Annotated in this window: 11 protein-coding genes, 1 pseudogene and 1 riboswitch; of the genes and pseudogenes, 9 read left to right on the forward strand and 3 right to left on the reverse strand. The window is 56.7% G+C overall.

Features of this window, described 5'->3' with window-relative positions; genetic code table 11:
- Positions 1-132: 132 nt before the first annotated feature.
- Together FJD38_RS22385 and FJD38_RS22390 are read right to left on the reverse strand one after the other, a co-directional pair.
- The gene (locus FJD38_RS22385) at positions 133-1443 is read right to left on the reverse strand and encodes an ABC transporter substrate-binding protein (RefSeq protein WP_146387628.1); all 1311 of its coding nucleotides are present in this window, start codon (positions 1441-1443) and stop codon (positions 133-135) included.
- A 142-nt stretch (positions 1444-1585) separates the two neighbouring features.
- Positions 1586-2521, reverse strand: a complete 936-nt coding sequence (locus tag FJD38_RS22390; RefSeq protein ID WP_122782138.1) for an AraC family transcriptional regulator — start codon at positions 2519-2521, stop codon at positions 1586-1588.
- A 101-nt stretch (positions 2522-2622) separates the two neighbouring features.
- Here FJD38_RS22390 and cobF point away from each other — a divergent pair, with 101 nt between their 5' ends.
- From cobF to FJD38_RS22435, 9 genes and pseudogenes are all read left to right on the forward strand, one after another.
- The gene (gene cobF, locus FJD38_RS22395; RefSeq protein WP_146387630.1) at positions 2623-3369 is read left to right on the forward strand and encodes a precorrin-6A synthase (deacetylating); all 747 of its coding nucleotides are present in this window, start codon (positions 2623-2625) and stop codon (positions 3367-3369) included.
- Positions 3370-3781: 412 nt separating this feature from the next.
- A complete protein-coding gene (locus FJD38_RS22400) occupies positions 3782-4165 on the forward strand; it encodes a hypothetical protein (RefSeq protein WP_146387632.1) in 384 nt (127 codons plus the stop codon).
- A 327-nt stretch (positions 4166-4492) separates the two neighbouring features.
- Positions 4493-4768, forward strand: coding sequence for a hypothetical protein (locus tag FJD38_RS22405; protein ID WP_244302791.1), 276 nt, complete (start codon positions 4493-4495; stop codon positions 4766-4768).
- Positions 4769-5134: 366 nt separating this feature from the next.
- Complete coding sequence (locus FJD38_RS22410) at positions 5135-5881, forward strand: hypothetical protein (protein ID WP_146387635.1); 747 nt, start codon at positions 5135-5137, stop codon at positions 5879-5881.
- A gap of 265 nt (positions 5882-6146) precedes the next feature.
- Positions 6147-6635 carry a cell division protein gene (locus FJD38_RS22415; RefSeq protein WP_146387637.1) on the forward strand — a complete coding sequence of 163 codons (489 nt, stop codon included), beginning with the start codon at positions 6147-6149 and terminating at the stop codon, positions 6633-6635.
- Positions 6628-8070 (forward strand): TIGR01777 family oxidoreductase, encoded by a 1443-nt coding sequence (locus tag FJD38_RS22420; RefSeq protein ID WP_146387638.1) that lies wholly within the window; start codon positions 6628-6630, stop codon positions 8068-8070. Before FJD38_RS22415 ends, FJD38_RS22420 begins: the two co-directional genes overlap by 8 nt.
- Before the next feature lie 9 nt (positions 8071-8079).
- Positions 8080-10515 carry a PEP-utilizing enzyme gene (locus FJD38_RS22425; RefSeq protein ID WP_146387640.1) on the forward strand — a complete coding sequence of 812 codons (2436 nt, stop codon included), beginning with the start codon at positions 8080-8082 and terminating at the stop codon, positions 10513-10515.
- Between the two features lie 286 nt (positions 10516-10801).
- Positions 10802-10939 (forward strand): annotated as a pseudogene (locus tag FJD38_RS24895) (precorrin-6A synthase (deacetylating)); the annotation flags it as partial.
- A 101-nt stretch (positions 10940-11040) separates the two neighbouring features.
- On the forward strand, positions 11041-13029 hold the full coding sequence (locus FJD38_RS22435; RefSeq protein ID WP_146387642.1) for an acyltransferase family protein: 1989 nt from the start codon (positions 11041-11043) through the stop codon (positions 13027-13029).
- On the opposite strand, the gene FJD38_RS22440 is transcribed toward FJD38_RS22435, so the two are convergent.
- On the reverse strand, positions 13020-14315 hold the full coding sequence (locus tag FJD38_RS22440; protein ID WP_146387644.1) for a glycosyltransferase: 1296 nt from the start codon (positions 14313-14315) through the stop codon (positions 13020-13022). The two genes, FJD38_RS22435 and FJD38_RS22440, sit on opposite strands and share 10 nt — an antisense overlap.
- A 98-nt stretch (positions 14316-14413) precedes the next feature.
- Positions 14414-14612: riboswitch (cobalamin riboswitch) on the forward strand.
- Position 14613: the final 1 nt, after the last annotated feature.

Here is a 14613-nt window from a genome sequence, read left to right on the forward strand (position 1 = left end):
ATTACACCTTAATTGGGGCGTGTCCTGGTGTGACTGCCGACGGCTGGGAAAAGCTGCGTCGGGGCTTCGAGAAAACGGGTTGCAGAGCAACCCCTCGCAGCCTTCGGCAGCGACTACAGGCGCGGGCCGTGTTTACTTGGGATAGCCCGCGCGTTTCATCTCGCGTTCGGTGGTTTGTTGCGCGGCCGCGAGTGCCTGATCGACGCTGGTCTGCCCGATCAGCGCTGCGCTGAACAACTTGCCAACCTGCGTGCCGATGGCCTGAAACTCGGGAATGGTCACCAGTTGAATGCCCACGTACGGAACCGGCTTAAGCGTCGGGTCTTTAGGGTTAGCGGCTTTGAGCGACTCCAGTGTGACCTTGGCGAAGGGAGCGGCGGCCAGATACGCGTCGCTGTACGTCGAGGCTCGGGTGCCCGGTGGCACATTGGCAATGCCGTCTTTCTCCGCCACCAGCGCGCCGTATTCCTTGGACGTGGCCCAGGTACTGAACGATTTGGCAGCGTCCTTGGCTTTGGATGTGGCGGGAACGGCCAGGGCCCATGAGTACTGCCAGGCACTGCCTTTGTCAGTGACCTGGTGGGGGGCGAAAGCAAAACCGACATGATCGGCGACTTTGCTCTGGGTTTTGTCCGTGACAAACGAACCTGCCACGCTGGCATCGACCCAGATGGCGCATTTACCGCTGTTGAAAAGCGCCAGGTTTTCATTAAAGCCGTTGCTGGTTGCGCCCGGCGGGCCGGACTCTTTCAGGGTATTCACATAAAAGTTCAGGGCGTTCTTCCACTCCGGGCCATTGAACTCGGGCTGCCACTTTTCATTGAACCAGCGGGCGCCGAATGCGTTGGCCAGTGTGGTAATCACTGTAATGTTCTCACCCCAACCCGCTTTGCCGCGCAGGCACAGGCCATATTGCTCCTGCTCCGGTTTGTTCAGCACTTTGGCGAACTGAGCGATCTGCTCCCACGTCGGGTGTTCAGGCATGCTCAGCCCCGCGTCCTTGAACAGGTCGGTGCGGTAGTAGGTCATCGAACTTTCAGCGTAAAACGGCAGGGCGTAAAGTGTGCCGTTGACCGACAGCCCTTCGCGTACCGCAGGGAACACATCATCAAGGGCATAACTGGCCGGCAGGTCGTTCATCGGCTCGAGCCAACCCTTGGCGCCCCAGAGTGCGGCTTCGTACATACCGATGGTCAATACGTCGAACTGACCGCCTTGCGTGGCAATATCGGTGGTCAGGCGTTGACGCAGGACATTTTCTTCCAGCACCACCCAGTTGAGCTTGATGTCGGGGTGCTCGCTCTCGAAGGTTTTAGCCAGCTTTTGCATGCGGATCATGTCGCTGTTGTTGACGGTGGCAATGGTCAGGGTCTGTGCCCCCAGACTGATGCCGCTGACAGTCATGCAGGTCGCTACACACAGCGCTTTGACAGGAATATTCATTGAGCACTCCTCTTCATCCGCCGGGGAGGGCATTTGAAGGACGGTTATTGTTTTTATAGCTGCCAGCCTGAGGCTGGCACGTGGGCCGATTACAGCCCGCCAACACCGTCGTGACAAATCATTGGAAGCACTTCAATTGATACTATTTTGCACTGCGCAGGCGAACGCCCGATGGCGACAGGTTTTGCTCGGTCATGCGCTGTTCCGAGAGGCGCCGATAATGTGACGGTGTCATGCCTTTGAGTTGCTGAAAACGGCGGTTGAAATTGGAAATATTGTTGAAGCCGGACTCGAAGCACACGTCTGTCACCGGCTTCTCGCCGTCGGCCAATAGCTCACAGGACTTGCTGATGCGCAGCCGATTAACGAACTCGATAAAGCAGCGACCGGTGGCTTGTTTGAATACACGGGAGAAATAGGTGGGTTTCATGCCCATATAGGCAGCGACTTCTTCAAGCGGCAGTTCGCGGGTGTAGTGGTTAAAAATATACTCCACGGCGCGGTGGGTACGGTCGATGGTGTGCTCGTCGGCCAAATGGTTGGAAGTCAGCCCTGACAGCAAGTGGTAATCGTCACAATCGGCCAGCCGTTGCAGCAGTATCAGAAAGTGCCCCAGACGAGTGACGCCGCTGGAGTCGGCGATGGCGTGCATCAGTTCTGTCGCCTGGGCTACGGTGTCGCGGCAACGGAACTCGATGCCGTATTGGGCACGTTCCAGCAGCGGCGCCAGGCCTTTAAGTTCAGCAAAGACCCGCGTGGCGCTTTCCAGCAACTCATCGGTGAAGTTGACCAGCATGTCGCGGGTCGGCACCACTTCATGTTCGCCAATCTGGCTGATCCAGTTATGGGGCAGATTGGGCCCGGTGAGAAACAGCGTCTGGGGATGAAAGTTGCCGATATAGTCGCCCACGAAGACTTTACCGCTGCTGGCGGTGATCAGGTGCAGTTCGTATTCTTTGTGAAAATGCCAGCGCACCAAGGGGCATGGGAAACCATGCTGGCGGTAAATGATCGACAGGCCGTTATGGTCGTCCATCAGTTCATAAGACGGGTCAGTCGCTCGGGCGAGTCGCGTCATGGTTAAGTGCTTACTAGAGTAGTTATGGGCCAGATCATGCCGACTTCACCGGCGTCCTGCCAGCGCCGGTTAACGTTCCTCCACATAAAGAGCACGATTGGATGAAAACACTGCTTTTAATCGGTATCGGCGCAGGCAACCCGGAGCACATCACCGTCCAGGCGATCAATGCGCTGAACCGTGCCTCGGTGTTCTTTGTTCTGGACAAGGGCCAGACCACCGAGGACCTGGTCAGGCTGCGGCTGGAGATTTGCCAACGCTATATCGAGGAGCCCAACTACCGCGTGGTGCAGGTCAGTGATCCGCAGCGCGACAGTGCCACGCCGTCGTACACCCAAGGGGTCGAAGACTGGCACGAACAACGGGCAGAAGTGTTTACACGTCTGATCGATGAAGAACTGGCAGAAGGGGAGTGCGGTGCCTTCCTGCTATGGGGCGAGCCGGGCTTATACGACAGCACGTTGCGCATACTGGATCGGGTTCGGGCCAATGGCTGCAGCGATTTTGATTATGAAGTGATTCCTGGCATCAGCAGCGTGCAAGCGCTGGCTGCCCGTCATCGTGTACCGCTCAACGAAATTGGCCAGCCGATTCGTATCACCACGGGGCGGCGCCTGGTGGCCGAGGATCTGGACAATGTAGTGGTGATGCTCGATGCCCACTGTGCGTTTCAGGCGTTTGTCGGTGAAGACGTCGATATTTACTGGGGCGCCTACATTGGCACCGACGATGAAATCCTGATTGCCGGCAAACTGGCGGACGTGTGTGAAGCGATCAAAACAGCCCGCGAGCAAGCCCGGCAGCGCAAAGGCTGGATTATGGATACTTACCTGCTCAGACGGCCTTGAAAACTGTCGACCGCCAACAAAGAGGAAGCATCCCTCTCGATTATAGGAAATAGCTGATAGCGACTTAATAAAGTTGGCCGATAAAGTCCGCGCACATTAACGGATCGATCCGCAAAGGTCTTGGTGATATCGGCTTACTTATCGTTAAGGAACGTACGCTATGTACATGCGACTTTGGTGGCTTGGAGGTAAAAGTCCTCTACTCCGGTGGAGTTGCGGGTGGTTTTGCGATGGGGAGTGCGCTGACGGCATCCACTACAGGTGCTATCTGTGCTGGATTAGGTGCGTCGACTGTAGGGGTAGGGGGTGTAGTGTGCGGAATTGTCGTCGTTGGGGCTGGATCTTTTGCGGGTGGAGTAGGAGGGGGGATGATTGGAGAAATGGGTGGTGAATTGATTTACAAGAGCACGAAATGAGCACTGCAGAATACATAGCAGGACATATCGCTATCGTCATTATCCTTAGTTTATTTTTCTTCTTGGCTCTCGCCTTGCATATGGCATACACCAAGATTGACTTGATACTGGAGCATTTAAAAAACTGTACAGCCATCATGGCCCGTGCCCCGCTCAAACACGGTGGACCTTGGGGGAGGCTTCTTTTGATTGGCGGTATTTCAGGAATTCTAACGTTTCCAAATTTCTATCTAAAAAGAGGCGAGTTATGCCCTGAAGATTTAGAAAAATTTCCGGCGCTGCTCAAGAGAAAGCTGGTTGTAATGCAGTGGGCTATCCTTATTTTGGTGGTTGGCATGTTCCTGCTGGCATTGATTGGGAAGTCCGGCTTACTCAAGTAATGATAAATGCGATTGCTCGCCAATAGGTGAATGCCTGCAGTAAGCGAAAACCCAATATGAAATAAATTCTTCAGCCACTACTGTGTGGGCCTGAATTTGCCTTCTGGTGGTTTGGCTGGATTGGCCTGCGGGATCGGGTGTGGTTGGAGCAGGTGCGTTCTCGGCTGGATAGGTTGGTAGGGAATTAGGCGAAGTCATCTATGAGAATGTCAAATGACTGTAAGTGTCGCTGATCAAGTGTTTCTTGTGCTAGGTCTGTCAATCTTCAGTGGGGCATTTATTTGTATAGGGCTCTCACTTTATATGGCCTGTACCAAGAGGGAGCTGATGTTGGAACAATTAAAGAATTGCTCGATTGTTAGAACTCATGCCCCACTCAAAGATGGCGGGCCTTGGGGGAAACTTATGTTGCTTGGGTGGATAGCTGGAGTATTCGCTTTTCCTGAATATTACCTAAAGCGTGGTCAAGCGAGTCATGATGATTTAAATAATTTTCCAGTGCATCTAAGAAATAAATTAGTGATGCTTAAATGGGCCTCGTTTGTGTTATTTACTGCGATGGTTGTTCTCTTCATTTTTAGAAAGTCAGGGTTGCTAAAATAGGTTTTTGAGGGGGGCTCTTTTTTTACATTCGGGTCGGTTTGGCCCTGCCGTCAGTCAGGCGATTTTTTTGGTGCGCAAGGCCTGGCGCGTTGCGCCCAAGCACAACCAGTTTGGCTGTGGTGGCCTCGCTGGTGACTTGGAGGTGAAAGTCCTCTACGCCGGTGGAGTTGCGGGTGGTTTTGCAATGGGGAGTGCGCTGACGGCATCCACTACAGGTGCTATCTGTGTTGGATTAGGTGCGTCGACTGTAGGAGTAGGGGGTGTAGTGTGTGCGCTTGTGGTAGTTGCTGCAGGATCTTTAGGTGCAGGAGTGGTCGGCGGAAAGGCGGGTGAGGAAATTGGCGATATGATTTTCGAGTTAGTGCAATGAGTGCAAGCCCTGAGAATATTTTGATTTTGTGTACAGGACTGTTGATTTTTACGGGCTATATGACTTTCCTTGTGATCGCGCTTTATGTGGCTTATACAAAACTTGATGCACTGTTGGGTTATTTTCAAAATTCGCCTGCTGTGATGATTAGGGCATCTTTCAAAAATAGTGGGCCATGGGGACGACTATTTATGCTCGGTGCAATAGTGGGCGTTATTAAAACGCCTGGTTTGTATCTTCCCGATGGAGGGGTTAGCGCTGAGGATATTGCTCGTTTCCCACAGGGTCTTAGAAAAAGGTTGCTCCTGCTTAATAGAGTGGGTGGAGGTTCTATTTGGGCTTTGATGACCTATTCCGCTGTCTTGCTCGTGGATTGGTCAACGATGGGTGTCATTCGATTAACGATTGTAGTCGCAACCCTTGTCGTATTGTGTGCCTGGGGTTTTCTGTGTGTTTATCTAGGCAGCACTCAGATCAATCATATGGCTGGCATCTTCAAGCACAGTGAATCAATACAATCTCGGTTAAAGCTTGATGCGGGCGGCTACTTTGGGAAGGGTTTATTTATCGTCGCGGCCTCGGTCATTGTGGTGTGTAGCCCGGTCTTTATAAAACGTGGCACACTTGATGTTCACGACTTTAGGGGTATACCTGGCGGGCTTAAATCAACGCTTTATGGGGTGTTTTTTATGACGGTGTGCCTAATGGTTACCTTATGTGTGCTCTATCTATTTCGTAGGTGAGAATTTACATAAACTGTGGTCTTCACTATCCGGACCACTCCATTTTGAAAAGTGCACTTGGGATAAAACCAATAGCCGATCATGCAGTCCTTGTGTCCTTCTGCTGCGAGCTGACCGCATAGGGAGCCATTTCGCCCCCAGCTGGAACCGACCCGATTAATGTGAGATCACGGGTAGCGTCAGTCGCAGTTAATCTGAGTCGAAAATCGCGTTGATTGCGAGCACGGCCGTTTTCGATCGCAAGCCCTTACACTTAGGAAACGGTATGCCAGCCCCATCAAACGCCCTTCGCTCTGCACTAGTACTTTGGTTGTACGCCGCGGCCCTAGTGCATCTACTAGTCAGCCTCGCGCTGACCTGGGCCGGCCATTCGGGGTTACTCGACGGTTACCTACAAACCATCGAACAAGTCTTCTGGGCAATCGACGCCGTCCCCATCGCCGCTCGCGCCCAACAAGTCTGGTGGGTCGCCTTATTCGGCGCCACGCTGCAAAGCTACTCCCTCTACATGCTCGCCCTCGTGCGCATGGGCCATCGACTGAGAAGTCCCATGGCCTGGGGCTGGTTAATCGCCGGCATCGTGCTGTGGGCGCCGCAAGACATGTGGGTCTCCGCCCAGGCTCGTGTCTGGTCACACCTGTGGTTCGACAGCCTCGCGCTGCTCACCCTGCTGCCGCCGCTGATCTGGCTCTATCGCCATGACCGCGGCACCGCCCCTTCAAACAACACGCCGAGTGACGCCAACCATGTCTGATTTTTCTCTCCTGGATTGGGCGGTCGCGCTGCTTATTGCCCAAGCCATTCTCGGGGCGCTGGATACCCTCTATCACCACGAACTCACTGTCGCGTTGCCTTATCGGCACAGCGCTCGGCTGGAGTTGTCGATCCACGCACTGCGGTCGTGTTTCTACGGGATTCTGTTTCTGGGAATGGCGCATCTGGCGTTTCAGGGTGCGTGGGCGATTGTGATTGCGTTGCTGTTCGCACTGGAGATTGGCCTGACTCTATGGGATTTCGTGGTCGAGGATCGCAGCCGCAAACTGCCAGCCATCGAGCGGATCATGCACACCGTGCTGGCGGTGAATGGCGGGGCGTTTTTTGCCTTGTACGGGGTGCAACTGGCGCAATGGGCGAGTCTGCCGACGGGCCTGAGCGCGATCGATTTCGGCTGGCGCGGCTGGTTGCTGACGTTGTTCGCTGTCGGCGTGACGGCCTCGGGCATTCGCGATGGATTGGCGGCGCTGCGCATGCAGCGCGAAGGCAAGCCGTCGAACCCGTTCGCGGGCGGCGCTTCTAAGCGCGTGCTGGTGACCGGTGGCACCGGGTTTATCGGTGAAATGCTGGTCAATCAATTGCTCGACGCCGGTCACACCGTCAGCGTGCTGGCTCGCGATCCGCTGAAAGCGGCGTACCTGTTTGATGGCCGCGCCCGGTGCCTGCGTTCGCTGAGCAAACTGGGCTACAACGAAACCTTCGACGTGGTGATCAATTTGGCCGGTGCGCCGGTGGCGGGGCCACGCTGGTGTGCCAAGCGCCAGGCGCAACTGATCGCCAGTCGGGTTAACACCACTGAAACATTGATCAACTGGCTGAAGAACGTCCGGCGTAAACCGGCGCTGTGGGTTCAGGCCTCGGCCATTGGTTTTTACGGCGTGCGCGATGCTAGCGAAAGTCTTGATGAACGCGCCAGCAAGGGTGACGGATTCATGGCTGAGTTGTGCGCAAAATGGGAAGCCGCCGCGCAACCGGCCATCGAATTCGGCATGCGTCAGGTGGTGCTGCGTCTGGGGGTGGTGTTCGGCCCCGGCGGCGCGTTGTTGCCGTTGCTGATTCCGTTCCGCCTGGGGTTTGGCGGGCGGATGGGCGATGGCCAACAGATCATGAGCTGGGTGCACCGCGATGATGTGATTCAAGTGATCGCCCGCGCATTCGCCGACGACAACCTGAGCGGCACCTACAACCTGGTGGCGCCGGACGCGGTCAGTCAGGCGGTGTTCGCCGAGCGTGTCGGTAAAGTCTTGAAGCGCCCGGTGTGGTTCCACATTCCGGCTACGCCGGTACGCGCACTGGCCGGAGAAATGGCGCAGTTGTTCTTCGACGGTCAGCGCGTTGTGCCCAGCCGTCTGACCGAGGCGGGTTACACGTTCCGTTACCCGACCCTCGACGCTGCCCTGCGCGATCTAGCTTGAGGACAACCCATGAGCAAGCCTCTGATGTACCTGCTGGCCGGCAACGGTGGTGCCGCCGATTGGTGGGATGACGCGTTGCCGCACTTTCAGCGCTATCAGGTGGTACCACTGGAACTACCAGGCTTCGGCAATAATCCTCAAGCCCCGTGTGAAGACCTTGCCGCCTACGCTCAGGCCCTGGTGACGGCGACCGTCAAAGGCAGCGCGATCATGGCGGTCGGGGTGAATGCGTTGCTGGTGTTGCATGCGCTACAACGTGAGCCGGGTCACTTTTGCCGCAGTGTTTTGTTGGCGCCGGTGGGGGCGTTTTTGTGGCAACGACGGCTGCCGGCATTGATGTCGCCGCTGCCCATTCGCAAAACCATTCACTGGCTGCTGTCGAACAAGTCCGCGCTGTTTGCGCACAAGTTTTCCAACCAGACCTGGACGCCCGCGCAGTACCAGCGCATGGGCGCCGGCTATGCACGCTGCCGCGCATTTGTGCCGCACTGGGACCTGGTACGGGCGGACACCGCGTTGCCATTGCTGGAGTGGATCACCGATCCGGTCGAGTTGGTCTGGGGCGATCAGGACAATGTGCTGGGCATCGAGCAGGCTGCCGCTTGGTCGGCGATTCTGGCTCGCGCTGATCTGACTATCAGCCTGAAAACCGGTTGGGGGCATTACCCATGGATCGATTCGCCGGCCGAGTTCGCTGAGTGGCTGGAGTCGGGTGAATGCGGATTCGTCGCTCACACCAAGGGTGGTCGGTTGCGTCTGGCCGAGTTGGCCGGGCAAGCGGTGCCGCCCGCGCTGTCACTCAATGACTGCGATGATTCACGCTTGCCGGCGTTCCTCGCCAGCCAACCGGGGGTCACGTGGGCGGTGCGTTCCTCCAGTTACGGCGAGGATCAGGCCGATTCGGCGAATGCGGGTTTGAGCACTACGTTCCTGCGAGAATCGACTTCGAACGTGCCGGCTCGTATTACCGAATTGAGCGCCGCGGGTGTTGAAGAAGTGGTGGTGCAGCGTTTCATCACACCGCAGCTGTCCGGCATCGCTTTCGTTCGTCACCTGTCGGTGGAACTGGAATGGGTGCAAGGGCATCTTGAGTCACTGGCCGATGGTCAGGTGAGTCCCGAGCGCGCAATCATTTCCCGCCTCGGCGCCTCCTGGAGCAGCGACACCTTCAAGCCTTCACTGGGCTTGACCGCTGACCTGTTGTGGCGCTTTCTACAAGACGTTTTGCGGGTCTTTCACTATGTGCCTGGCGACGTTGAATGGGCCTGGGACGGTACGAAGCTGTGGCTGTTGCAATACCGGCCGATCAGCGACTACGGTTGGCGTCGTCACCTGACGGCCGCCAACATCGCAGAAATCCTGCCACCACAACCGAGCGTTTTCGTGGAGTACGCCCAGCGACGTGCGGCGGCGAGTATTCCGGCGATCATGGCGCGTTGGGATTCGCGGGTGTTGCAGGATAACGAACCGTTCACCGCTGTGTTTGACGGCGCGTCGTACATCAACAATGATCTGTTTCTCGCTCGATTGGCCGACTGGGGGATCTCTGCCAGCAGCTACGCCGGTGAAGTCGGCGGCGCGACCCCGCATCTACCTTGGCGACCGCTGCGAATGCTGCGCTCGCTGCCGTTGTTCCTGCGTATGCAGCGTATCGCGCGCGGGCATTTGCTGACGTTAGAAAAGCGCTTGCGCCGTTTTGACGATGAACTGTCCGAGCTGATCGCCCAAGGCGCTGACGGCCAACAACTGGCCGACTGGTTCACCCGGTTTTATGTGTTCGTGGTGCAAGGCAACTTGTGCATCGCCACCTCACTGGCCAGCAGCGGCGGCGACCTGCTGGGCCGGCCGCCGACGGCTTATGACGACCTTGATAACAGCCCGCATCGACTGCCCTGGGAAACCGATCCGGCCAAGCCGCGCCCGGCCCCAACGGATCTGCCATTACAGGCCTTCCCCCAATGGCCGGGGTTTATCCGCTTAGCCCATTCGGCCGGCTTGCCGGGCCTGCGTGGTTACTACCTTCAAGTGCGCGAATGGTATCGCGACAACCTGATGCGGATCTTTTTTCGCCTGCACCACGCCATGCCGATGGCGGATCGAGCGCATTGGTTTGCGCCTCATCCAGACATTCGCAGCCGCGACGGCAGCTTCTGGCAGGACGGTCGCGAAGGCACCGAACAAGCCACCGGTTTCATGATCTATCCGGGGCAGGTGCAAGGGGTTCTGGGCGACGACATTTTACTCGAAGACACCCTTGATCCGGGGCAACATGCACACTACCAAGCGGCGCGGGCGGTGATTGCGCGGATGGGCGGGCGCTTGTCCCACGGCTCGACGTTGTTGCGCGAGTTGCGAAAACCTTCAGCGATACTGCCTCAAGTAGATGTGGCGTGGTTAGGGTGTGAGGTGCTTTATCGCGATGGTGAGTTGACGTTGGTGAAGTAGGGGGCTATCCGTCCGAGGATCACGCATTGCGTAACTAAACCGGTTGCCACTTATGTGGCAGCAGCTGCGCAATATCACTCGCCCGCTGCTCTCGGTACCGGCACGCATGGCGATCCTGACGTTAAGGGTAACTGCGTCCGCACAAAAGGTGGACACAATCAACTCAAGCGACGGTGTCAGGAAGGTTTGCCTGGACGGTTACAGAGCTAGGGCAAAGCCTTTGGAATCTGGCATCACGCACACGCGATGACGGACAAGACCGAATCTATGCAGTGCTTAATCAAATGGCACCGACGATGAAATCCTGATTGCCGGCAAGTTGGCGGACGTGTGTGAAGCGATCAAAACAGCCCGCGAGCAAGGCCGTCAGCGCAAAGGCTGGATTATGGATACAGATCTACTGCGGCGCCGGCGAGCAGTTTGACTTATCTCCTACAAACTAATCAGACCCTAATGACGGTGCTGATTCAAAAAAAGGCATAGCTTTCGTTTTCCGTATCCGCATTGAAAAACGGAAAACATCTCATGCAACGTACCTCTGTGACTTATGTGCCGGCAATAGACGGGCTGCGTGCCATCGCGGTGCTTGCAGTCATCGTGTTTCACGCCGGCTTCCTCGATTTCCTGCCGGGCGGCTTTACCGGCGTTGATCTTTTTTTTGTCATCTCCGGATATGTAATCAGCCAGTCGCTTGCAGAGCGCAGGCATTTGAAATTCGGCGAGTATCTGCGCGACTTTTACCGCAGGCGCTGCCTGCGCATATTGCCTGCGTTACTGGTCATGCTGTTGTCCAGCTTCGTGTTGTCAGCGCTGTTTATGCCGCAGTTCTGGCTCAGCGACCAGATCAACTACACAGGGTTCGCTGCCTTTGCGGGTATCAGCAACGTGGTGCTGGCCCGCCATGGCAATGCTTACTTTTCGCCGGGCACCGAGCTCAACCCTTATACACACACATGGTCACTTGGCGTTGAGGAACAGTTCTATGTGGTGTTCCCCGTGCTGTTTTTCCTGTGGCTTCGCTATAGAAATAAGACGCCTGTGGTGTGGACTCTTCTACCGGCTCTGGCCATTGCCTCTCTCATCATCTGTGCCATCCAGACCCCGGCAGACGCGCATTCAGCCTTTTATCTGTTGCCCGGCCGTTTTTGGGAGCTGGCCGCCGGGGCCATGCTTTATCAAGGGATTGAAGCCTGGCGCGGCACGCTGCGCTCCAGTGGTATCGTCAATGCCATATTGCTGTGCGGGCTGGGCTTGCTTGCCAGCGGTTTTCTGTTGGCCACACCCCTTCATTTTCCATTCCCGATGGCCATTGTCACGGTGTTGGGCGCGGTGTTGACGATAGCCGGGCTTGCACTGCCTGCACCCGAGTACACCTCGACCCTGCAGCGCCTGCTGCAAGTGCCGTGGTTGACGTATATGGGACGCTTGTCTTTCTCTCTTTATCTATGGCACTGGCCCGTGCTCGTGGTGTTGAGATGGACCACCGGGACGCAGCTTGTTGTTGTTCAACTCCTTTATCCGTTGGTGGTCTTTGTACTGGCCGCAATGTCTTATCACTGGATCGAGCTACCCGTGCGCACTGCCAGCTGTCTCTGGTTGCGCACGCCGTGGCGGACTTTCGGGCTTGCCCTGTGCACCCTTGTCCTGTTCGGCGGCAGCGCGTTTTGGGTCACGCATAACACAGAGCGGCTGTCCTTGAGCCAGACCCGCGACACCTATACCTGGTATGCCTATAAGCATTACCCGCGAGAGCCCTTTAACAGAATAAATGACGCCCGGGTGCGTGGGCGTCAGCTGTTTGTGATTGGGGATTCTCATGCAGCGGCCTATCGCACTCTGCTCAATAATGTCGCCATCAAGCTGGGCATTAAAGTGGTGGTGTACGAGCAGGGCGGCTGTGGTGTGGTGACCCTGCAGGATGCCGACCCGGCCAACTGTGCCCGCGGTCGTGAAGCGGACTTCAAGGATATTGAAGCCCGGGCCAAGCCGGGAGACATTGTTTTTTTGGCGTCACTGCGGATGCCGGAACTGCAAGACCGGGACTGGGCCCTTGGCCAGACCGCGGTCATCAGTCAGATGCTGAAGGAGCAAACACCTGCGAGGCTTGCCGCCGCAAAAACTTCTGCTGAAGCCGATTTGGCAAGGTTAGAGGCCATCAATGTACATGTCCTGATAGATGCGCCAAAACCCCTGTTCAAATCACCGCCCAATCGCTGTTCTGACTGGTTCAACCGCATGAATCCGGTGTGCTCTCAAGGCATGACGGTAGGACGTGAACCTCTTTTACGTTTACGTGAAGCGCAAATGAAGCTTTTGGCGGCGTTAATGCGTGAGCATCCGGGCCTGACAGTCTGGGACCCATTCCCTTTGCTGTGCCCGGGTACTCAGTGTTCGGCCTTTGATCCATTGGGCAAGCCGATGTTTTTCGACTCCAATCATCTCAGCGGTAATGGTAATCGCGTGCTTGAGCCTTCCTTCACTCAAGTGTTGCTGCACATCTGGGATCAATCCTGAAGGCGGTTTTTGGCTTCGATCCACTGTGACATGTATTGCGTACTTTTATGCTGGTGGTGTCGCAGCATGGCCCCGGTGAAGTTGTTGCGCCGGTGCTGTTCAAGCTCGGCGCGGCAGGCTTTGATGCGTTCAACCAGCGCCGGGCCGTGGCTCGACTGCAAGTACCGCTCAGCCAGCAGCTTCTGCCCGTGTTGTTGGGCCTGCTGCCAGGCCTGCGGGTTTTGGTAGAGGTCAACCGCGGCGGCAGCAATCGCGCTGGCGCTCTGTTCAATGGCCCCGGCCCACGGCAAGTCGCCGTGCATGCCTTCAGCGCCGACCGGCGTGGTCACATTGGGTGTGCCGCAGAGCATGGCATCGGCAATTTTGCCTTTGATCCCCGCGCCAAACCGCAACGGCGCCATGCAAACGCGGGCGTTACTCATGACGGCCAGCGCATCTTCGGCCCAGTTGAGCACGTGAAACCCTTGGGCCGGGTTGTGCAGGGCGGTGGCTTTAGGCGGGGTGTAGGCACCATAGACATGCAGTTGCGCGGTGGGCAGTTGCTGGCGAATCAAGGGCCAGATATGAGTCTTCATCCATAACACCGCGTCCCAGTTCGGCGCGTGGCGGAAGTTGCCAATACTCAGGAAGTGCTGACGCTGTTCATAGGGCACGTAGGTCTGCGGCACGTGGTCGACCATCAGCGGGCACCAGTGCAACAATGCTTTGGGGACGTTGAAGTGCTCCACCAGCAAGTCGATTTCGTACTCGGAAATCATCAGGTTGAGGTCGCTGCGGTAAATCGCGGCTACTTCTCGCTGCGCCAGATCCGCATCCGCCATGTGCTCATAGGTTTCGCGGGGGGCCGGGGCGAACAGGCTGCTGAAGTCATCTTGCTCGGGATTGTGCTTGAGCCGTGCCTTGAGCTGTTGCTGGCGGGCGTCACGCAGGCTTTGCAGGTCGGAGGTTTCAAGCACGCGCAATGCACTCGGGCAGTGTTTCTCGACCCTCCAGCCAAACTGCTCTTCCATCATGAAACGGTCGAACAGCACGATGTCGGGGGCCAGTTCAGTGATAAAAGCGTCAAAGCTGCTGTTATTCAGCTCGATGTTCACTTCATCGATGCCCAGTGTGGCCAGATCGGCCTTGTGTTCACCAATCCCTGCCGGGCTGCTGAAGGTGATGTGCCAGCCTTCCTGCAAAAAGCTCTCGATAATCTGCATCATGTGCCCACCCGCCGCCGAGGAGCGTGGTTCGGGCCACACGTAGCCAATGATCAGGACGCGGGTTTGCGGGGTGGACGGCATGGACAGATCCTTTAAGCGCAGAGGACGAAAAAAGGCGGCAATTAGAACACAACGCGCCCCTCGATACCGACTGGCATTGACCTGTTACATGGCACTGCGTAGCCTTGCGCTTTCGAGGTTCTTCGCACTGCGAAGCTAAGAAGGGAACGCGGTATGCCGCGGCTGCCCCCGCAACTGTAAACGGTCGATTACTGTGCAATGCCACTGCGTCATACGCGGGAAGGCGCAGAGTAGGGCTCAGCCTTTGGCTGACGCCCAGCCGTAAGCCAGGAGACCTGCCTCGTGACAGATTTTTACT

Origin of the sequence: Pseudomonas saxonica (assembly GCF_007858365.1) — a bacterium.
GTDB classification, from domain to species: domain Bacteria; phylum Pseudomonadota; class Gammaproteobacteria; order Pseudomonadales; family Pseudomonadaceae; genus Aquipseudomonas; species Aquipseudomonas saxonica.